Annotated in this window: 17 protein-coding genes; 13 read left to right on the top strand and 4 right to left on the bottom strand. The window is 73.8% G+C overall.

Annotated elements, in window-relative coordinates; translation table 11 throughout:
* Window positions 1–127 precede the first annotated feature (127 nt).
* The 4 genes from NT8_RS02730 (at window position 128) to NT8_RS02715 (ending at window position 6288) form a co-directional block, all read left to right on the top strand.
* Window positions 128–1267 (top strand): hypothetical protein, encoded by a 1140-nt coding sequence (locus NT8_RS02730; RefSeq protein WP_157515467.1) that lies wholly within the window; start codon window positions 128–130, stop codon window positions 1265–1267.
* A gap of 60 nt (window positions 1268–1327) precedes the next feature.
* Complete coding sequence (locus NT8_RS02725; protein ID WP_067963878.1) at window positions 1328–2119, top strand: DUF427 domain-containing protein; 792 nt, start codon at window positions 1328–1330, stop codon at window positions 2117–2119.
* Window positions 2120–2449: 330 nt separating this feature from the next.
* Entirely contained in the window at window positions 2450–4165 is a 1716-nt protein-coding gene (ctaD, locus tag NT8_RS02720) for an aa3-type cytochrome oxidase subunit I (RefSeq protein ID WP_084468592.1), read from the top strand.
* A 107-nt stretch (window positions 4166–4272) separates the two neighbouring features.
* Window positions 4273–6288, top strand: a complete 2016-nt coding sequence (locus NT8_RS02715; RefSeq protein WP_067963876.1) for an ATP-dependent DNA helicase — start codon at window positions 4273–4275, stop codon at window positions 6286–6288.
* A gap of 10 nt (window positions 6289–6298) precedes the next feature.
* Here NT8_RS02715 and NT8_RS02710 read toward each other — a convergent pair whose 3' ends face one another.
* From NT8_RS02710 to NT8_RS02700, 3 genes are all read right to left on the bottom strand, one after another.
* Window positions 6299–6823 (bottom strand): DUF6315 family protein, encoded by a 525-nt coding sequence (locus NT8_RS02710; RefSeq protein WP_067963874.1) that lies wholly within the window; start codon window positions 6821–6823, stop codon window positions 6299–6301.
* Between the two features lie 150 nt (window positions 6824–6973).
* The gene (locus NT8_RS02705; protein ID WP_067963872.1) at window positions 6974–8170 is read right to left on the bottom strand and encodes an AI-2E family transporter; all 1197 of its coding nucleotides are present in this window, start codon (window positions 8168–8170) and stop codon (window positions 6974–6976) included.
* A 120-nt stretch (window positions 8171–8290) separates the two neighbouring features.
* The gene (locus tag NT8_RS02700) at window positions 8291–8638 is read right to left on the bottom strand and encodes a hypothetical protein (RefSeq protein WP_067963870.1); all 348 of its coding nucleotides are present in this window, start codon (window positions 8636–8638) and stop codon (window positions 8291–8293) included.
* Window positions 8639–8791: 153 nt separating this feature from the next.
* Here NT8_RS02700 and NT8_RS02695 point away from each other — a divergent pair, with 153 nt between their 5' ends.
* Complete coding sequence (locus NT8_RS02695) at window positions 8792–10249, top strand: hypothetical protein (protein WP_067963868.1); 1458 nt, start codon at window positions 8792–8794, stop codon at window positions 10247–10249.
* Window positions 10250–10277: 28 nt separating this feature from the next.
* Here NT8_RS02695 and NT8_RS02690 read toward each other — a convergent pair whose 3' ends face one another.
* A complete protein-coding gene (locus tag NT8_RS02690) occupies window positions 10278–11033 on the bottom strand; it encodes a glutamate racemase (protein WP_067963866.1) in 756 nt (251 codons plus the stop codon).
* A 248-nt stretch (window positions 11034–11281) separates the two neighbouring features.
* Here NT8_RS02690 and NT8_RS02685 point away from each other — a divergent pair, with 248 nt between their 5' ends.
* The 8 genes from NT8_RS02685 (at window position 11282) to NT8_RS02650 (ending at window position 20234) form a co-directional block, all read left to right on the top strand.
* The gene (locus NT8_RS02685) at window positions 11282–12697 is read left to right on the top strand and encodes an FAD-binding oxidoreductase (protein WP_067963864.1); all 1416 of its coding nucleotides are present in this window, start codon (window positions 11282–11284) and stop codon (window positions 12695–12697) included.
* Window positions 12698–12748: 51 nt separating this feature from the next.
* On the top strand, window positions 12749–14008 hold the full coding sequence (locus NT8_RS02680) for an SAM-dependent methyltransferase (RefSeq protein ID WP_067963862.1): 1260 nt from the start codon (window positions 12749–12751) through the stop codon (window positions 14006–14008).
* A gap of 175 nt (window positions 14009–14183) precedes the next feature.
* A complete protein-coding gene (locus NT8_RS02675) occupies window positions 14184–14642 on the top strand; it encodes a hypothetical protein (protein ID WP_067963859.1) in 459 nt (152 codons plus the stop codon).
* 82 nt (window positions 14643–14724) lie between these two features.
* Entirely contained in the window at window positions 14725–15981 is a 1257-nt protein-coding gene (locus NT8_RS02670) for a cytochrome P450 (RefSeq protein ID WP_067963857.1), read from the top strand.
* Between the two features lie 159 nt (window positions 15982–16140).
* The gene (locus NT8_RS02665) at window positions 16141–17412 is read left to right on the top strand and encodes a sugar ABC transporter substrate-binding protein (protein ID WP_067963855.1); all 1272 of its coding nucleotides are present in this window, start codon (window positions 16141–16143) and stop codon (window positions 17410–17412) included.
* Between the two features lie 4 nt (window positions 17413–17416).
* The gene (locus tag NT8_RS02660; RefSeq protein ID WP_394326560.1) at window positions 17417–18391 is read left to right on the top strand and encodes a carbohydrate ABC transporter permease; all 975 of its coding nucleotides are present in this window, start codon (window positions 17417–17419) and stop codon (window positions 18389–18391) included.
* On the top strand, window positions 18388–19203 hold the full coding sequence (locus NT8_RS02655) for a carbohydrate ABC transporter permease (protein WP_067963853.1): 816 nt from the start codon (window positions 18388–18390) through the stop codon (window positions 19201–19203). Before NT8_RS02660 ends, NT8_RS02655 begins: the two co-directional genes overlap by 4 nt.
* Before the next feature lie 32 nt (window positions 19204–19235).
* On the top strand, window positions 19236–20234 hold the full coding sequence (locus NT8_RS02650) for a glycoside hydrolase family 3 N-terminal domain-containing protein (RefSeq protein ID WP_245646004.1): 999 nt from the start codon (window positions 19236–19238) through the stop codon (window positions 20232–20234).
* Window positions 20235–20267: the final 33 nt, after the last annotated feature.

Genomic DNA, 20267 nt, shown 5'->3' with positions numbered 1-20267 from the left:
CCGGCGCGCGGAGGCGCATTATAGATTCGAGTCCGAGTACACCCCCCGGCTCCGATCGGTCCGCGTCGAAATCCCCCCTCCGCACGGCGTCCGCCGCCGGCGGTCTTCGACACAACAGAGGACAGCCGTGACCCCGAGTCCCCCCTCCCGGTACCGTCCGCCCCGTCCGGCGCGGCGCCTCGCCGCCGTGGCGGGCGCCTGCGCGGTGGCGGGAGCTTTGGCGGTGGCGGTCCCCGCCGCCGCCGACCCCACCGCGCCCGGTACCGGCGGCGCCCACGTCGCCACGGGCCGCATCGCCGCGGTGGAGTGGTGCGGGCACGGGGTCGTCGGGGACGTCGACACCGACCGCGCCGGCCACGCCGACACCGCCACCTGGGGCGACGACCACCAGGGGGTCGGCGGCGCCGAGCACTTCACCGCGCCGCCCGCCGCCGCCGACGCCGCCGCCGAACGCAGCGACACCGCGCTGCGGTCGACGGCCGCCGTGTCCGGCCTCCGCTTCGACCCCTCCTGCGCGCCCGTCGCCGAACCCGGCGGCACGGTCGCCGACGCCTTCGGCGCCGACGACCTCGTCACCCTCGACGCCGCCGCCTCCACCGCCGAGTGGACCGCGGGCTCCGGCGCCGAGGCCGAGATCACCGTCGAAGGGCTCCGCGTCCTCGGCCAGGACGCCGACCTCGCCGACGGCTCCTACGAGGCCACCTTCAGCCGCCCGCTCGACAACGGCGGCACCGCGGTCCTGGAGGTCAGCGTCGAGCAGCACGCCGCCGCCCTCACCGAGGGCGCCGCGCACGCCACCACCGCCACCGCCGGCCTCGCCCTGCGGTTCGAGGCCGCCGAGGTCGACGCCCAGGGCCGGCGCACCGGCACCACCGAGTACCGGCTCGACCTCGCCTCCGCCGGGGTGCACAGCAGCGGCCCCGCCGCCTCGCCCGGCACCACGCTCACCCCCGACGCCGACCGCTCCGAGCCCGCCGAGCCGAGCCCCTCCGACGCCGCGCCCAGCCCGTCGTCCCCGCCCGCGACCCCCGACCCCGCGCCCAGCCCGTCGCCGTCGGCCGCGGGCACGCCCACCGAGGGCACCTGGACCCCCGGGACCGCGCCGCCGCGCCCCGACGGCAGCCTGCCCGTCGCCGGGTCGGCGCTCTTCGGCCTCGTCGGCGCCGGGCTCGCCGCCGTCGGCGGCGGCGCAGCGGCCATCTACCTGGGCCGGAGCCGCAAATCCGGGTTCGACGGCGACGACGTCGGCCCACCGCAACGGCGGTGAACATCCGCCGCGGCGGGTAGGACCCCCGCTGATGCCCGAACAGCGGTGAAGGAGACCGGCATGTCCTTGACCTTCGGCGGGGGGCCGCTCGCCGTCAACGCGCCCACGACCGTCAACTACACGCTCGACTCCCCGAAGCACGCCCTCTACCTGCACCCGTTCCCGCGCCGGGTGCGGGCCGCGGTCGGCGGGACCACCGTGCTCGACTCCGACCGCGGCAGCCTGCTCCACGAGACGCGGCTGATGCCGCAGCTCTACGTGCCCACGGAGGACCTGCTCGCGTCGGCGCTCGAACCCAGCGACCACACCACGCACTGCCCGTTCAAGGGCGACGCCGTGTACCACCACCTGAGCGTCGGCGGCCGCACGGTCGAGAACGCCGTGTGGTCCTACCCCGACCCGAACCCCGAGGCGGCGTGGCTGCGCGGCCTGTCCGCCCTGTACTGGGAGGCCGCCGACTCCTGGTTCGACGAGGACGAGGAGGTCCACGGCCACCTGCGCGACCCGTTCCACCGGGTCGACGTGCGCCCGTCGTCGCTGCGGGTCCGCGTGGCGCTCGGCGACACCGTCGTCGCCCAGACGTCGGCGCCGCAGGTGCTCTCCGAGACCGGGCTGCCGAACCGGCTCTACCTGCCGCCGGGGGACGTCCGCCGCGACCTGCTCGTGCCCAGCGCCACCACCGCCTACTGCCCGTACAAGGGCCGGGCCGCGTACTGGACGCTGCGCGTCGGCGACCGCGAGATCCCGGACGTCGCGTGGACGCTGCCGGACCCGCTGAAGGACGGCCGCGAGGTCCGCGACCACTTCTGCTTCCTGCACGACGACCTGGAGATCACGGTCGAGCGCGGCTGACGGCCGGTGCGGTGCCCGAGCCGGCGCCCGGTGTGGCGGGACGGTCGGCGCCGCGGGGGAGTGGCGGTGCGGGTGTCCGGTCCTGCCGTGCGGTGAGCCGGGGGGTGCGGTCGAGCGCGGTCGACGGCCGGTCCGGGCGTCCGCGCCGGTAGCCGGCGCCGCCGGGGCGATCGGGGCCACGGGGAGTAGTGGTGTGCGCGCGTCGCGTGGTGCGGCGCGGGTGCGTGGGCGAACATGGGGCCGTCGGCGGAGCCCGCCCGACCGCCGGCCGCCGGGCCGGGCCCGCGGCGCGGGCGGGGGGCTCCCACCTCCGGACGGAACGGACCACCCATGACCCCGACCGCGCGGCCGGCCGCGCCGGACACGGCCGCGGCGGCGCCCGCCGCGGGCGCCAAGGGCCGCGCGATCGTGCGGTGGCTGACCGCCACCGACCACAAGGTCATCGGCCACCTCTACCTCATCACGGCCTTCGCCTTCTTCGCCGCCGGCGGCGCGATGGCCATGGTCATCCGGGCCGAACTGTTCTGGCCGGGCGCGCAGCTCGTCACGGCCCAGCAGTACAACGAGTTGTTCACCATGCACGGCACGGTGATGATGCTGCTCTTCGCCACCCCGCTGTTCGCCGGGTTCGCCAACGCGATCATGCCCCTGCAGATCGGCGCGCCCGACGTCGCGTTCCCGCGCCTGAACATGCTGAGCTACTGGCTGTTCCTGTTCGGCGGCCTGACGGTGATGGCCGGGTTCCTCACCCCCGGCGGGGCGGCGAGCTTCGGCTGGTTCGCCTACACCCCGCTGTCCGACGCCGTGCGCTCGCCCGGGCTCGGCGGCGACCTGTGGGTGCTCGGCCTGCTCGTCGCGGGCCTCGGGACCATCCTGGGCGCGGTCAACTTCGTCACCACGATCACGGTCATGCGCGCCCCGGGCATGACCATGTTCCGGCTGCCGATCTTCACCTGGAACGTCCTGTTCACCTCCCTGCTGGTGCTCCTGGCGTTCCCGGTGCTGACCGCGGCGCTGGCCGGGCTGGGCGCGGACCGGATGCTCGGCGCGCACGTCTTCGCCCCCGCGACCGGCGGGGCGATCCTGTGGCAGCACCTGTTCTGGTTCTTCGGCCACCCCGAGGTCTACATCGTCGCGCTGCCGTTCTTCGGCATCGTCACCGAGGTGATCCCGGTGTTCTCCCGCAAGCCGATCTTCGGCTACAAGGGCATGGTCGGGGCCACCATCGCCATCACCGGCCTGTCCATGACCGTGTGGGCCCACCACATGTTCCCGACCGGGGCGGTGCTGCTGCCGTTCTTCTCCTTCCTGTCCTTCCTCATCGCCGTCCCCACGGGCATCAAGTTCTTCAACTGGATCGGCACGATGTGGCGGGGACAGCTCGTCTTCGCCAGCCCGATGCTGTTCGCGGTCGGGTTCCTGGTGACGTTCCTCCTCGGCGGGCTGACCGGGGTGCTCCTCGCCTCGCCGCCGCTGGACTTCCACGTCCACGACTCCTACTTCGTCGTGGCCCACTTCCACTACGTGCTGTTCGGCACCGTCGTGTTCGCCATGTTCGCCGGCTTCTACTTCTGGTGGCCGAAGTTCACCGGCCGCCGACTGCACGAAGGGCTCGCCCGCCTCCACTTCTGGACCCTGTTCCCGGGCTTCCACGGCACGTTCCTGGTGCAGCACTGGCTGGGCGCCCAGGGCATGCCGCGCCGCTACGCCGACTACCTGCCCGAGGACGGGTTCACCGCCCTGAACGCCGTCTCCAGCGTCGGGTCGTTCCTGCTGGGGGCGTCCACGCTGGTCTTCTGCTGGAACGTGTGGTGGGCGGCGCGCAACGCCGCCCTGGTCGGCACCGACGACCCGTGGGGGTACGGCGGCTCGCTGGAGTGGGCCACCTCGTGCCCGCCGCCCCGGCACAACTTCGCGTCGCTGCCGCGCGTGCGCGGTGACCGCCCGGCGTGGGACCTGCACCACCCCCTCGCCGCGATGGGGGACCGGCCGCAGCCCGGCGCCCCCGGGGAGCGGCGCGGCGGCCCGGCCGGCCCGCCCGGCTGACCCGGCCACCCGGTCGGTCGGCGCCGACAGCTCCGCCCCGCGCCCGCGCCGGGGCGGTTGTGGACGACGGCGCCCGGGCGTCGGCACGGGGCGGTACTGTCGCATCCGTGGCTGATCTCCCCGACGTCGACACCCTGCTGGACGCCGCCGTCTCCGCCCTGGGCGGCACGCGCCGCGACGGCCAGGCCACCATGGCCGCGGCCGTCGACTCCGCCTTCACCGACCAGGAGCACCTGGTGGTCCAGGCGGGCACCGGCACCGGCAAATCGCTCGCCTACCTCGTCCCGGCCATCCGCCACGCCATGGCCACCGACTCCACGGTGGTCGTGTCGACCGCCACCATCGCGCTGCAGCGCCAGCTCATCGACCGCGACCTGCCCCGCCTGGCCGAGGCGCTGGCGCCGCACCTGCCGCGCACCCCCGCGTTCGCCATCCTCAAGGGCCGCCGCAACTATCTGTGCCGGCACCGGCTGCAGACCGCCGGCGACGCCGAACCCGACGAGGCCGAGCTGTTCGACCCCCGCCAGCTCTCCTCGCTCGGCCGCCAGGTCAAGCGGCTGCACGAGTGGGCCGACACCACCGCCACCGGTGACCGCGATGAACTCGTGCCCGGCGTCAGCGACCTCGCCTGGCGGCAGGTGTCGGTGTCGGCCAACGAGTGCGTGGGCGCCGCCGCCTGCCCGTTCGGCCAGGAGTGCTTCGCCGAGCAGGCGCGCGCCGACGCCGGGGGCGTCGACGTCGTCGTCACCAACCACGCCATGCTCGCCATCAGCGCCCTCCAGGGCTACCAGCTGCTGCCCGAGCACCGGCTGCTCGTCGTCGACGAGGCCCACGACCTGGTCGACCGGGTCACCTCCGTGGCCACCGGCGTCCTCGGCGAGCGCGTCATCACCACCGCGGCCAAGCGCGCCGGACGGCTGGTCGAACCCGGCCTCACCGAGCGCCTGAGCGAGGCCGCCGACGGTCTGGCGCTGATGTTCGCCGACGCCGGCTCCGGCCGCCTCGACCACCTGCCCGACCCGCTGGCCGGCGCGGTCGCGAGCGTCCGCGACGCCGCCCACGCCTGCCTCACCGCCGTCAAGTCCACCGGCACCGAGGGCGACCCCGACTCCGCCACCGCCCGCAAGCTCGCCCTGGCGGCCCTGGAGGACGTCCACGACACCGCGGTGCGCGTCCTGGAGTCCGTCGAACCGCCGCTGCGCGACCGCACCGACGTCGTCTGGCTGGCCAAGGGTCCCAAGCAGCCGCCGAGCCTGCAGGTGGCGCCGCTGGGCGTCGGCGGGCTGCTCCGCGAGAAGCTGTTCGGCGACCGCACCGCCGTGCTGACCTCCGCCACCCTCGCCCTCGGCGGCTCGTTCGGCGGGCTCGCCGGGCAGTGGGGGCTGGGCCGCGAGACCACCGACGACCCGCCCGGCACCGACGACCCCACCTCCGCCGGCGAACCCCGCTGGCGGGCGCTCGACGTCGGGTCGCCCTTCGATCACGCCCGCAGCGGCATCCTCTACGTCGCGCGGCACCTGCCGCCGCCCGGCCGCGACGGCCTCGACCCCGGCTACCTGGACGAGATCGCCGAACTCATCGAGGCCGCGGGCGGCCGCACGCTCGGCCTGTTCTCGTCCATGCGGGCCGCCACCCAGGCCGCCGAGGAGCTGCGCGAACGCCTCGATCTCCGCATCCTCTGCCAGGGCGACGACTCCACCGGCCGGCTCGTCGCCGAGTTCGCCGACGACCCCGCCTGCTGCCTGTTCGGCACGCTGTCGCTGTGGCAGGGCGTCGACGTCCCGGGGCCGTCGCTGTCGCTCGTGGTGGTCGACCGCATCCCGTTCCCGCGCCCCGACGACCCCCTGGCCTCGGCCCGCCAGCGCGCGGTGGGGGCGCGCGGCGGCAACGGGTTCATGGCGGTGGCGGCCACGCACGCGGCGCTGCTCCTGGCGCAGGGCACCGGGCGGCTGCTGCGGTCGGTCCACGACCGCGGCGTCGTGGCGGTCCTCGACCCCCGGTTGGCCACCGCGCGCTACGGGGGCTTCCTGCGGGCGTCGCTGCCGCCTTACTGGGGCACCACCGACCCCGAGGTCGCGCGGGCCGCGCTGCGGCGGCTGGCGGCCGCCCCGGTGCCGGGCTGAGCCGGCGGGGTCAGCGGCGCACGCGGTAGCCGAACAGCCGGACCGCGTACCCGGGGGTGTCGTCGTCGGAGTGCTGGATGTACCACCGGTCGTCGTGGTCGCCGATGGACAGCTCGTTCCACATCAGGTCGATCAGCTTGAGCCGGGCCACCACCGAGGCGCTGGGGTCGAGCACGATGGCGTACGACAGGTCGGTGAGCCGCTGGGTGACCATGCCCACCGGCTGGCCGTCCCACACCGCGGGCACGGGGGCGTGGCCGATGTCGATGCCGCACAGGCGCAGCTGCTCGATCTCCTCGTCCAGGGCCTCGGCGGCGAGCGCGTCGTCCAGGTTGAGCGCGTCCTCCAGCTCGTCGCGTTCGGCGTCGCGGCGCAGATAGGCGTGGTACGTGCGGTAGCCGCAGGGCCGGCACATCCGCCACACCACGCACCGGGCGAGCCCGTAGGCGGATTGCGCCTCGCCTATGCCGCGGTAGTCGCTGACCTTGCGGCTCGCGCCGCACTCGCAGCACAGAGCGGTGAGATCCTGCTTCATGCGTGTGTCCCCCTCCCACGCGAGTATGCGATGGCGACCCCCGCTATGGGAACCGGTTCGCCGAAGGAGTTCCTACAAACTGTCGTCATCAATGCGCCAAAACGCGAACACGGAGCGTGTCGGCCCGTGCTCCGCGGCGGCCGCACCCGCTCACGCCCCGGGGCCGCGGCGGGCGGCGTCCCCGCGCGGGGCGGCGGTCGCCCCGCCCGGCACGGCCGGCGCCGCGGGCTCCCCGGGGCCCTCGGCGCCGTGCTCCTCGTCGTCGTCCGGGACGTCGTCCAGCAGCGGGTGCTCGGCGACCGTGTAGCGGCGGATGTAGACCCCGAGGAACGCCTGGAGGCTGGCGCCCGCCGGGAGCGCCAGCAGGGCGCCGGGGGCGCCGAGGATCGCGGCCCCCGCGATGACCGACCCGAACGCCACGGCGGGGTGCATGTCGAGGGTGCGGGCGGTGATCCGGGGCTGGAGCAGGTAGTTCTCGAACTGCTGGTACAGGGTGATGAACACGAGCATCCACAGGGCCGGCCAGGGCCCCTGCATGAGCGCCACCAGCACCGGCAGCGCGCCCCCGATGTAGGTGCCCACGGTCGGGATGAACTGCGAGAGCACGCCCACCCACAGGGCCAGCGCGAACGCGTAGTGGATGTCCAGGACCACCAGGGCCAGGTAGTGCGCGACCGTGGCGACCAGCGCCATCAGTGCCCGCGAGTAGATGTAGCCGCCGGTCTTGTCGATGGCGATCTCCCACGCCCGCAGCACCTCGCGCTGGGTGCGGGGCGGCAGCACCGAGCAGATGGTGCGCCGGAAGCGGGGGCCGTCGGCGGTCAGGTAGTAGGTGAACAGGGCCACCGTCAGCCCGTTGAACAGCAGCACGAGCAGGGTGGTGCCCGCGCCCCAGGCGTTCTCGGCCACGCTGGTGGCGTACTGGTCGATGAGCCCGGTGGCGTCGGTGATCTCACTGAGCAGGTTGTTGGGCGAGAACCTGGTGTTGAACGTGGCGTTCACCCAGCTCAGCAGCCCCCGGCTCATGGCGGGCACCTGGTTGACGAACTCCAGGACCTGGCCCACGAGCATCGAGCCCAGGACCGAGAAGAACAGCACGACGATGACCAGCCCGCTCAGCATCACCGCGCCGGTGGCGGCGCCGCGCGACCACCGGTGCCGGTGCAGGAAGTTGACCGCGGGCTCCAGCGCCAGGGCCAGGAACAGCGAGATGAGCAGCAGGACGAGCAGGCCCCGCAACTGGAGGAACAGCCACGCGGCGACGCCGAAGGCGATCACCGTCCACACGGCGAGGAACATGGCCCGCGGCAGCCACGGGGGCATGCCGCTCTTGTCCTGGGCACTCATGCGAGGTCGCGACTTCCTTCCGGCCGCGGCCCGCGCGGCGGATGCGGACCGGTCCTCCCCGACAGTATCGCCGCGGCCGCCCGCCGATGCGGAGCCGGCCCGGCGGGCCGCGCCGCGGGGTCAGTCGCCGAGGGACAGGCCGCGCTTGTTGCGGGCGGTCCAGTCGCGCATGCGCTGCGGGTAGCCGACGACCAGCACGTCGTAGACGGGGGCGCGCAGGCTCCGGGCGACCTTGCGGATGACGTCGGGCGAGCCCACCCGGCGGCGGATCCACTCGCCGTTGGCGGCCACCGCGACGGCCGTGGTGGCGGTGGCGAAGGTCTCGGGCTCCACGAAGAACTCGACGCCGGTGCGGCTGCGGGCGAAGTCGCGCAGCGCGGTGAGGTCGGAGTCCTCGGCGGCGCGGTCGAAGCGGGCCCGCCCCGTCCGTCTGGCCTTGCGCAAACCGAACCGGTCTCGCCAACCCATGTCTGCCGTGCTCCCGTCACCCTCGCGCCATGCCGTCGCCCGCGCGTCGACTGCGAGTCTAGCGGCCCGGTACGACGGCGGACTTCCCCGTTTCCGGTACAGGCGGGTGACCGCGCTGCTACGTTCGGTGCGCGGCTGACGATGGGAGCGCCGATGACCGTGTGGACGTGGCTGGCCGGGACGGCCCGGGCGATCCGGGACGCCGGCGACCCCGAACTCGCCGATCTCGTGGCCCGCCTGCCCGTCCTCGCGGTCGACGGCGACGTCGCCCGCCTCGCCGCCGCCCTGCCCGCGCTGCGCCGAGCCGCGCGCGCGGACGACGCCCCGGCCTGGCTGCCGGTGTTCGCCGAGCACTGGCCGGTGGCGGCCCGGGTGGGCGACCGTGCCGAGGGCACGGCCGCGCTGCCGGACGCGCTGGCGCTGCTGCGCGCGGCCCACCCGGGCGGCGGCGCGGCACCCGCGTGCCCGCCGGGGTTCTGCGCCGCCGAGGCCGTCCTGGCCTGCTACGCGGCCATCGACGGGCCCGGGCACGCCGTCGACCGTGCGGCGCTGCTGACCGAGGCCCGCGCGCACGTGCGCGCCGACCACCCCGCCCACCTGAACCTGGCGCTCGCCCACGCCGACACCCTCGTCGACGACGACCGTCCCGACGAGGCGGTCGCCGAACTCGACCGCCGCGCCGCCGAGTCCCGCGCGGCGGGCGGCACCGTCCCCCTGGAGTACGCGTTCGGCTACGTCCGCGCGCTGCGCCACCAGGACCGGCACGCCGAGGCCCTGTCGGTGGTGGAGCGGGTCGAGGCCGCGCCGCCCTCCGCGTGGCCCGGCGGCGCCGTGCGCGCGGCCGTGCGGCGCCGGGCGCGCGTCGAGCGCGCCCGGCTGCTCGCCTGGATGGCGCGCACCGGCGGCCGCCCGGTCGCCGAGGCCGCCGGCGCGCTGCCCGACGTCCGCGAACCCGACGCCCACCCCGCGCTCCGGGTGGCGTGGGCCGACGCCGCCGAACACCTCGCCGCGCAGGGCGCCCTGGCCAACGACTGGCGTCTGGGGGTCGCGCTCACCACCTGGTCGCGCTACAGCGAGCGCGTGGGGGCGCACCGCACCTGCCTGGAGCTGTCGCTGGCCGGGGCCCGGCTGGCGGCGGCGCGCGGCGCCCGGTGGGTGGCCGACGCCGCGCTGCTGCGGGCCGGGCGCGCGCTCGGCCGGGTGCGCCGCGCCGACGAGGCCGCCGCCGACCTCGCCGAGGCCCGCGCCTCGGCCCGCCGGGTGCCGCTGGTCGAACCCCCCGCGCCGCCGGACCGGCTGCTGGACCTGCTCCGCGCCGAGCCCCCGGAACGGGTCGACCCCGAGCGGCAGGCCGACCTCGTCGTGGACGCGCTGCCGCACCGCCCCGACGACTCCGCGCTGCTCAACGCGCTGGGCCAGGTCGGCCGCACCCTGATGCTCACCGACTCCGCGGCCGAACAGCAGTGGCGGCACGTCCGCCGCGCCCCCGGCGACCAGAAGGCGGCGCTGGCCCTGCTGGAGACCCTGCTGCACGACAACGACACCGCGGGCGTGCGCACCCTGGTGCGCACGCTCACCGACGCGGCCGTGGCCGCGCGCGCCCCGGCCTGACCCCGCCGGGCGGCGCGGACGCGGCCGGTCAGCGCAGCGCGGCGCCCGCCGGATAGGCCAGGGCCGCGCCGGGCAGGGCGGCGGGCCGACCACTGGCCAGGACCGCCACCGTGCCGGTGCGCGGGCGCTCCGGCACGGCCGCCGCGCCGAGGCGGCGCAGGGTCTGCGCGGCCACGGCCGGGGCGGCGGTGAACAGCGTCGGCCGGTTCCCCAGCGCCGCCGCGATCTCGGTGCCCACCAGGTCGTAGTGGGTGCAGCCCAGGACGATCGCGGCGACGTCGGCCGGGGTCCGCCCGGCCGCGTCGGCCACGGCCGCGGCCACCGCGCCCGGGTCGGCCGACTCCACCGCCTCCGCGAGCCCCGGGCAGGGGACCGGCGCCACCGCGGCGTCCCCGGCGAAGCGGTCGATCAGGTCGCGCTGGTAGCGGCTGCGGGTGGTGGCCACGGTCGACCACACGGCGATGGGGCCGCCGCCCGCCGCAGCGGGCTTGATCGGCGGAACGGTGCCGATGACCGGAACACCGGGCTCGAACTCCGCGCGCAGGGCGTCCAGGCCGTGCACGGAGGCGGTGTTGCACGGCACCACCACGGCGTCGGGGCCCCACGGCAGGGCGGCGCGGGCGCCGGCCAGCACCCGGCCGATGATGTCTTCGGGGGAGCGGGGCCCCCACGGCATGTGGTCGGGGTCCATGGAGAGCAGGAGGTCGGCGTCGGGGCGCGCCGCGCGGAGGGCGGCGGCGGTCGACAGCATGCCGATCCCGGAATCGACGAGGGCGATGCGCACGTCAGACGATCCTATGCGCGCGCCGACGTGAAATGGCATGGATGTCCGGGCCGCGGAGGACCAGAATAGGGCGACGGGCGGTGGCCGAAAGCGCGTCCCCCGTCCGGACCGAAACAGTGACATGCCGAACACGGAGGTGCCGGGGGGTATTACCCGCAAGTAGGCATAGGCTGTCCGACGGCCGTGCCGCGCGGCGGTCCCGGCCCAGGACGACGGAGGCGCAGCGGCGCCGTGGTGGGGAGAAGCGGATGAGCGTGGGTCCTTCGCAGCGAGACTTCGCCGAGCACGTCGAGGCCGTCCAGCGGGTGCGGCGCGACTACGCCGCCCTGCCGCCGGACGCCCCGGTCCGGCTGGCCAAGCCCACCTCCAACCTCTTCCGGTTCCGCGACGCGTCCGCGGCGCCCCGGCTGGACGTGTCGGCGTTCTCCTCGGTCCTGTCGGTAGACCCGGTCGAGCGCGTCGCCGAGGTCGGCGGCATGACCACCTACGAGGACCTCGTCGCCGCCACCCTGCCGCACGGCCTGATGCCGCTGGTGGTCCCGCAGCTGCGCACGATCACCCTGGGCGGCGCGGTCACCGGGCTGGGCATCGAGTCGTCGTCCTTCCGCAACGGGCTGCCGCACGAGTCGGTCCAGGAGATGGAGATCCTCACCGGAGGCGGCGAGACCGTCGTGGCCCGCCGCGACAACGAGTACCGGGACCTCTTCCACGGCTTCCCCAACTCCTACGGGACCCTCGGCTACAGCCTGCGGCTGCGCATCGACCTGGAACCGGTCAAGCCCTACGTGCACCTGCGCCACCTGCGGTTCGGCTCGGCCGACGAGGCCATGGACGCGTTCTCCCGCATCTGCGCGGCCGGCGAGCACGGGGGCGAGGCCGTGGACTTCGTCGACGGTGTCGCGTTCGGCCCCGACGAGCTGTACCTGACCCTGGCCGCGTTCACCGACTCCGCGCCCTGGACCAGCGACTACGCCGGGAACGACATCTACTACCGGTCGATCCCGCGCTACGCGGGCACCGGCCCCGGCGACTACCTCACCGTCGAGGATTACCTGTGGCGGTGGGACACCGACTGGTTCTGGTGCTCGCGCGCGTTCGGCGTGCAGCACCCGGCGGTGCGCCGCCTCTGGCCCCGGTCGCTCAAGCGCTCCGACGTCTACCGCCGGCTGGTCGCCCTGGACCGGCGCACCGACTTCAGCCGGCTGCTCGCCCACTACCGGGGCCGGCCGCAGCAGGAGCCGCTCATCCAGGACATCGAGGTCGGCGTCGAGCGCGGCGCGGAGTTCCTGGAGTTCTTCCACGCGGAGATCGGCATGAGCCCGGTCTGGATGTGCCCGCTGCGCCTCCGCGAGAAGCCGGCCGCCGGGACCGAGGGCCACGTGTGGCCGCTGTACCCGCTGGAGCAGGACCGGCTCTACGTCAACTTCGGGTTCTGGGGCCTGGTCCCCATGCGCCCGGGGCAGCGCCGCGCCCACCACAACCGGCTCGTGGAGGAGGAGGTCTCCCGGCTGGGCGGGCACAAGTCGCTGTACTCCGATGCCTTCTACTCCGAGGACGAGTTCTGGGGGCTCTACAACGGCGAGGACTACCGGCGCCTCAAGGACGCCTACGACCCGGACGGGCGGCTCCTCGACCTCTACGCCAAGTGCGTTGGAAACAGATGACACGCCGGCCCGTCGGGGGGACGGGCGGCGTGCGGTGAGAAGGGAACGATCATGCGGCTTGCGGAGATCTTCGAACGGGTCGTCGGCGCCGACGCCCCGGTTCGCTTCCGGGCCTACGACGGAAGTACCGCGGGCGATCCGGACAGCGACACCACGCTGGTCGTGCGGACGCCCGTGGCGCTCAACTACCTCGCCCAGTCGCCCGGCGCGCTGGGCCTGACCCGCGCCTACGTCTCGGGCCACGTCGACCTCGAAGGCGACATGTACACCGCGCTGAAGCGGATGTCCGACGTCGCCCTCGCCGACGGGCCGCGCCTGGGGGCGGGCGACCTGCTGGACATCGCCCGCAGCATCGGGTGGGTGAAGTTCGTCAACCGCGTCCCCCCGCCGCCGCAGGAGATGCGGCGCGGCACCCTGCTGGGCCGGGGTACGCGGCACTCCAAGGACCGCGACGCCGAGGTCATCCACCACCACTACGACGTCTCCAACGCGTTCTACGAGCTGGTGCTGGGGCCTTCGATGACCTACACCTGCGCGGTGTACGCCACGCCGGAGACCTCGCTGGAGGACGCCCAGGCCGCCAAGTACGACCTGGTCGCGCGGAAGCTCGGCCTGGAGCCGGGCATGCGCCTGCTCGACGTGGGCTGCGGGTGGGGCGGCATGGTCCGGCACGCGGCCAAGGAGTACGGGGTCAAGGCGCTCGGCGTCACCCTGTCCAAGGAGCAGGCCGAGTGGGCGAGCAAGCGCATCGCCCAGGAGGGGCTGTCCGACCTCGCCGAGGTCCGGCACATGGACTACCGCGACGTCCCCGACGGCCACTACGACCGGATCAGCTCCATCGGGCTCACCGAGCACATCGGCGCGCGCAACCTGCACGCCTACTTCACGAGCCTGCACGCCAAGCTCAAGCCGGGCGGCCGGCTGCTCAACCACTGCATCACCCGGCCGCGCAACGACCTGCCGCGGATGGTGCCGGGCGGCGTGATCAACCGGTACGTGTTCCCCGACGGGGAGCTGGAGGGGCCGGGCGAGATCCAGACCCGGATGAACGACGCCGGGTTCGAGATCCGCCACCAGGAGAACCTGCGCGAGCACTACGCCCTGACCCTGCGGCACTGGTCGGCCAACCTCGACCGCAACTGGGACGCGGCCGTCGCGGAGGTCGGCGAGGGCACGGCCCGCGTGTGGCGGCTCTACATGGCGGGGTGCGTGCTCGGGTTCGAGCGCAACGTCGTACAGCTCCACCAGATCCTCGGGGTCAAGCTCGACGGCACCGACGCGCACATGCCGCTGCGGCCGGACTTCTCCTAGTAGGGAGTGTTTTTTGGATGCTTCCGGATCAGCGAGCGTCGTTCTGGTGGTCGCGAGCCCGGAATGATCCACAAAAACACGACCTTGTCCGGCCCCCGGCCGGCCGAACGGCGGGAACGCGGGCGGGCCCGGTGTCGCGGCACCGGGCGCGCCCGCGCGCGGGCATGATGGAGGCATGTCCGACACCCACGGTGCCGACCGCGTGAAGCGGCTCGCGATCGGCCTCATCGACGCCTACGTCCGTTCCGACGCCGACGGGGTGCAGCGCACCGCGGCCGACGTCGCCGCCGACGACGCCGCGGTCGACGGCGTCACCTCCGAGCTGAAGGTGTTCGCGTCCTTCCTCACCCGCCGGGTGCAGGAGACCGGCGTGGTGTGGAAGCCCGCCGACTCCCGCGAGGCCGTCGCCGCAGCGGTGGCCGACCTGCTCCCGCCCGAGCTGGAGTTCGCCGTGGTCACGGCGTGGGAGGCGCACTCGGTGGGCGAGGAGGAGGTCGCCGAGCGGTTCACCAACGGCGACCCCATGGTGCGCGCGCACATGCTGGCGGCGTTCTGCGCCGCGGTGGGCCGGGCGGTCTACAAGCCGGCCGAGCTGATCTCGACGCTGCGCATCGCCACCGGCCTGGCGGAGTAGGCGGGGACCACGTCTTGACACGAAAACTCCATATGTAAAGAGTGGGTGGCGTAGCGCACACCGCCACGGAAGGGGCGCCGCCATGCCCGCCTCGACACCCATCGCCGACCTCGCCGACATCGACCTCTCGGACATGGAATTCTGGGCGCGGCCGCTGCGCGAGCGCCACGCCGCGTTCGCCCGGCTCCGCCGCCACCCGCCCGTCTTCTTCACCGAGCCCGACCTCGGGCCGGTGCCCACCGGCCCCGGCTACTACGCGCTGGTGCGGCACGCCGACGTGGTCGAGGCGAGCCGCACCCCCCAGGTGTTCGCCTCGCAGCCGAGCGCCATCTCCATCCCCGACCTGCCCGAGGGGTTCAACGAGTTCTTCGGGTCGATGATCAACCTGGACGACCCCCGCCACGCGCGCATGCGCCGGATCGTCTCGCGCGGGTTCACCCCGCGCATGCTCGCCAAGCTCCAGGACGACGTCCAGCGCATCGCCGAGGACATCGTCGACGACCTGGTGCGCACGGGGCCGTGCGACTTCGTCTCCGCGGTGGCGGCGCGCCTGCCGCTCACCGTGATCTGCGAGCTGATGGGCATCCCGGAGGAGCACCGGCGCATGGTGTTCGACAACTCCAACATCGTGCTCGCCGGCAACGACCCCGACTACCTGGGCGCCGACGTCGAGACCGCCCTCACCCGGCTGCTCACCGCAGGGGGCGAACTCGCCGGGCTGCTCGCCGAACTGGCCGCCGAGCGGCGCGCGGCACCCACCGGCGACCTCACCTCCGCCCTGGTCACCGCCGACATCGACGGGGAGGCACTGACCGACCAGGAGCTGGGGTCGTTCTTCATCCTGCTCGCGGTGGCCGGCAACGAGACCACGCGCAACGCCATCAGCCACGCCGTCAAGCTGCTCACCCTCCACCCGGAGCAGCGGGAGCTGTGGTGGTCCGACTTCGAGGCCTACGCCGCGCCGGCGGTCGAGGAGGTCATCCGCTACGCGTCACCGGTCGTGTGGATGCGCCGGACCGTCACCCGCGACCACGAGATGAACGGCCACCGCTACCGGGCGGGGGACAAGGTGGTGCTCTACTACGCCTCCGCCAACCGCGACTCCGCGGTCTTCACCGACCCCGACACCTTCGACATCACCCGCCACCCCAACCCGCACGTCGGCTTCGGCGGCCCCGGGCCGCACTTCTGCCTCGGCGCCCACCTGGCCCGGCGCGAGGTCACCGTGATGCTCCGCGAACTCCACCGCCGGGTCCCCGGCATCCGCTCCACCGGCCGCCCCGAGCGCCTGGTCTCCAACTTCGTGAACGGAATCAAATCGATGCCGTGCGCCTTCTGACGGCTCCGCTGCGTCTCGGTACCGTGACCGTGGGGCGCGAAGACCGGGTGAAATCGCGAGGTCGGGAGGGAGTTGCTGCGGTTTACTTCACACCAACCGGGTTTTTGCGTAAGTTTCTTACCAACCCCCCGGGGGATCGTGAATGGACGGAGATCGCCGATGGCACGCACGCATGTCCTGCCCGTCGCCGCGCTGGTCGCGACCCTCAGCCTGGTCGCCACCTCCTGCGGCGGCGGTGAGGGAGGCGGTGAGGGCGCGACCCTCGACGTCTGGATCATGGAAGGCACCAACCCCGACGCCACCGCGTACTTCGACGAGGTGGCCGCGCAGTTCACCGAGCAGACCGGCGCCGAGGTCAACGTCGAGTTCGTGCCCTGGGCCGACGCCCACGAGAAGTTCGTGACCGCCATGGCCGGCGGCACCATGCCCGACGTCGCCGAGGTCGGGACCACCTGGACCCCCGAGTTCGCCGACGCCGGCGGCCTCATCGACCTCACCGAGCGCGCCGGCGACACCGCCGCCTACTCGGAGGGCCTGGTCGAGGCCGGCACCGTCGACGGGCAGCTCTACGGCCTCCCCTGGTACGCCGGGGTGCGGTCGGTCGTCTACCGCACCGACGTGTTCGAGGAGCTCGACCTGGAGGAGCCCACCACCTGGGAGGAGCTGCGCGAGACCGCCATCACCATCGCCGAGGAGCGCGACGACATCACCGCCTTCCCGGTGCCCGGTGACGCCGAGTACTCGCTGATGCCGTTCGTCTGGGGCGCCGGCGGCGAGATCGCCGTCGAGGAGGGCGGCACCTGGACCTCCGGCATCGACAGCGCGGAGGCCCGCGAGGGCATCTCCTTCTACACGGACCTGGCGCTGGAGGACGGGGTCTCCTCCACGGGCGCCACCACGTGGAAGGAGACCGACGTCCAGGACAACTTCATCTCCGGCGACGTGGCCATGGCCATCTCCGGCAGCTGGACCCCCACCGCCATCCTGGAGGCCGCCCCCGACCTCGAAGGCAAGATCGACGCCTTCCCCATCCCCGGCCCCGAGGGCGGCTACAGCCCGAGCTTCCTCGGCGGCTCCCACCTGGCGATGTTCAACGGCACCGAGGACGAGGACCTGGCCTGGGAGTACATCCAGCTCCTCACCAACGAGGACAACGCCGCCCGCTGGTCGGAGGAGACCACCTACTTCCCCGGCAAGCAGGACCAGATCACGCCCTACACCGAGTCCGACGACCCGCTGGTCCAGCCGTTCGCGCTGCAGATGGCCGAGTCCGGCAAGGGCGTGCCCGCCACCCAGAACTACGGCAAGGTCCAGGGCGAGATGGTCCTCCAGACCATGGTGCAGGCCATCCTCAACGGGGACGCCTCCGTGGAGGAGGCGACGGCCACCGCCGCCGAGGACATCGAGTCGATCCTGAACGAAGGCTCCTAGCAACGTGAGCGGTACCGTCCTCACGCGGCCGGCCACCACGGTGGCCGGCCGCCCGCCCTCCCGCCGCCGCCGGTCCTCGGCGCGCGCCCGCCGCCGCGCCCTGCCGTGGGTGCTGCTGGCGCCCGCGCTCCTGGTCATCGGCGTGCTGCTGCTCTACCCGCTGATCCGCGTGTTCCTGCTGTCGCTGCAGGACTACGGGCTGCGCAACGTCGTCTCGGGCCAGTCGAACTACATCGGCCTCGGCAACTACGCCGAGATCTTCACCGACGCCTACCTGTGGCAGGTGGCCCTGCCCAACACCGCCGTGTTCGCGGTGGCCACGGTCGGCGGCACGGTCGTGTTCGGCACCCTCGTCGCGCTGCTGCTGCGCACGCTCGGGCCGGTGGCCCGCACCGTCGTCGTCAGCTGCATCATGGTCGCCTGGGCCATGCCGGCGGTCACCGGCACCTACGTCTGGATCTGGATCTTCGACGTGGACCGCGGCATCGTCCGCGAGGCGCTGACCGCCGCCGGCGTGCTCGGCCCCGACGGGTTCAACTGGTTCACCGAGCGCCTGACCTTCTACGCGATCGCGACGCTCAACGTCGTCCACCACGGCTTCCCGTTCGTCGCCGTCACCGTCCTCGCCGGGCTGCTCACCGTGCCCCGCGAGCTGTACGAGGCCGCGGCGCTCGACGGCGCCAACGCCTGGCAGCGGTTCTGGCACGTCACCGTGCCCACCCTGCGCCCGGTGTTCGCGGTGGTCACCATCCTGTCGACCATCTGGGACTTCAAGGTGTTCGCGCAGGTCTACCTCATGCCCGGCGGCGCCGGCTCCAACGTCGACGTGCTCAACCTCGGCGTGTGGTCCTACGTGCGCTCCTTCGGGCGGCAGGAGTACGGCATGGGGTCGGCCATCGCCGTCGTCCTCACCCTGATGCTGCTCGCCATCACCGTCGTCTACCTGCGGTCCCTGTTCCGTGATGAGGAGCTGTCATGAGCAGGTCGGCCCTTGGCAAGGGCGCCGCCGTCGCCGGGGTGCTGGCGTTCACCCTGTTCCCCGCCTACTTCATGTTGATGAGCGCCTTCTCCGAGGGCGGCGCCACCGGCACCGGCGCGCTGCTGCCCACCTCGTTCACGCTGGAGCACTTCCGCTACGTGCTGGTCGAGGCCGGGTTCCTCACCTACCTGCGCAACTCGCTGATCGTCGCGCTGATCACCGTCGCGGGCAGCAGCCTGGTCGCGCTGCTCGCCGCCGTCGCGGTCGCCCGGTTCCGGTTCCGGCTGCGCACCACGGTGCTGATCATGGTGCTGGTGGTGCAGATGGTCCCGCTGGAGGCGCTGGTCATCCCGCTGTTCCTGCAGGTGCGCGACCTGCAGATGCTCAACACGCTGATCGGGCTGAGCATCGTCTACATCGCGCTGGCGCTGCCGTTCGCCGTGTGGATGCTGCGGGGCTTCGTCGCCGCGGTGCCCAAGGAGGTCGAGGAGGCCGCCTACATCGACGGCGCGTCGTGGCCGCGCATGTTCTGGTCGGTGCTGCTGCCCCTGGTGGCGCCCGGCCTGGTGGCCACCGCGATCTTCTCGTTCATCACCGCGTGGAACGAGTTCATCCTCGCCATGACGTTCATGAACCAGGGCGACAAGTACACGGTGGCCGTCGGCCTGCGGCAGTTCTTCGGCCAGTACACGACCGACTGGCCGTCGGTCATGGCGGCCTCCACGATCATCACCCTTCCGGTGATGGTGTTCTTCCTGTTCGTGCAGCGCGGACTGGTGTCCGGGCTCGTCCAAGGGGCGGTGAAGGGATGACCGGGGCAGGGCGCGACCCTGAGGTGCGGCGCATGGCCAACGCGGTGGTCATGCCGGGGTTCACGGGGACCGGCGTCCCCGACTGGCTGGCCCGCGCGATCGACGAGGGGCTGCGGTCGGTGCTGTACTTCGCGCCGAACCTCACCGCCGACCCCGCCGGGCTGTCGGAGCGGCTGCACGGCCTGCGCCCCGACCTGCTCATCGCCTCCGACGAGGAGGGCGGCACCGTCACCCGGCTGCACGCGGCCGCCGGCTCGCCCTACCCCGGCCACGGGGAGCTGGGCGCCGCCGACGACCTCGACCGCACCCGCGACGTGGCCGAGGCCATGGGCCGCGAGCTGCGGTCGGTCGGCGTGGACGCCGCCATCGCCCCGGTGATGGACGTCAACGTCGACCCGGCCAACCCGGTCATCGGTCCGCGCTCCTTCGGCGCCGACCCGCACCGGGTCGCCGCGCACGGCACCGCGTTCATCGCCGGGCTGCGCGCCGCCGGGCTGGCCACCGCGGCCAAGCACTTCCCGGGCCACGGCGACACCCGCACCGACTCCCACGTGGCGCTGCCGGTCATCGACATCGGCATGGCGACCCTGCGCGAGCGGGAGCTGGTGCCGTTCGCCGCCGCCGTCGAGGCGGGGGTCGACATGGTCATGGCCGGGCACATCCGCATCCCGGCCCTCGACGGCGCCCCGGCCAGCGTCTCGCCGCGCGCCTACGCGCTGCTGCGCGAGGAGCTCGGCTTCGACGGGGTCGCCATCACCGACGCCCTGGACATGCGCGGCCTGGCCCGGCACACCGGGGCCGACACCGTCCTGGAGGGGACCGCGCGCGGCGCGCTCGCCGCGTTCGCGGCGGGCGCCGACCTGCTCTGCCTGGGCAACCCCACCACGGCGGGCGAGGACGACGAGGCGCTGTTCACCGCGTCGCGCGACCGGGTGCTCGCCGCCGTCGACAGCGGCGACGTCCCGGTGGCGCGGCTGGAGCAGGCCGCCGAGCGCGTCGAGCGGCTGATCGCGGGGCGGCAGCGGGCTTGACCGCGGCCTCCGGGGTCGGCGAGGGTGGCCCCG

The organism is Nocardiopsis trehalosi NBRC 14201 (assembly GCF_001552555.1).
Lineage (GTDB): Bacteria > Actinomycetota > Actinomycetes > Streptosporangiales > Streptosporangiaceae > Nocardiopsis_B > Nocardiopsis_B trehalosi.
The sequence above is the reverse complement of the archived record's forward strand: the minus strand, read 5'-3'. Positions and strand labels throughout refer to the sequence as shown.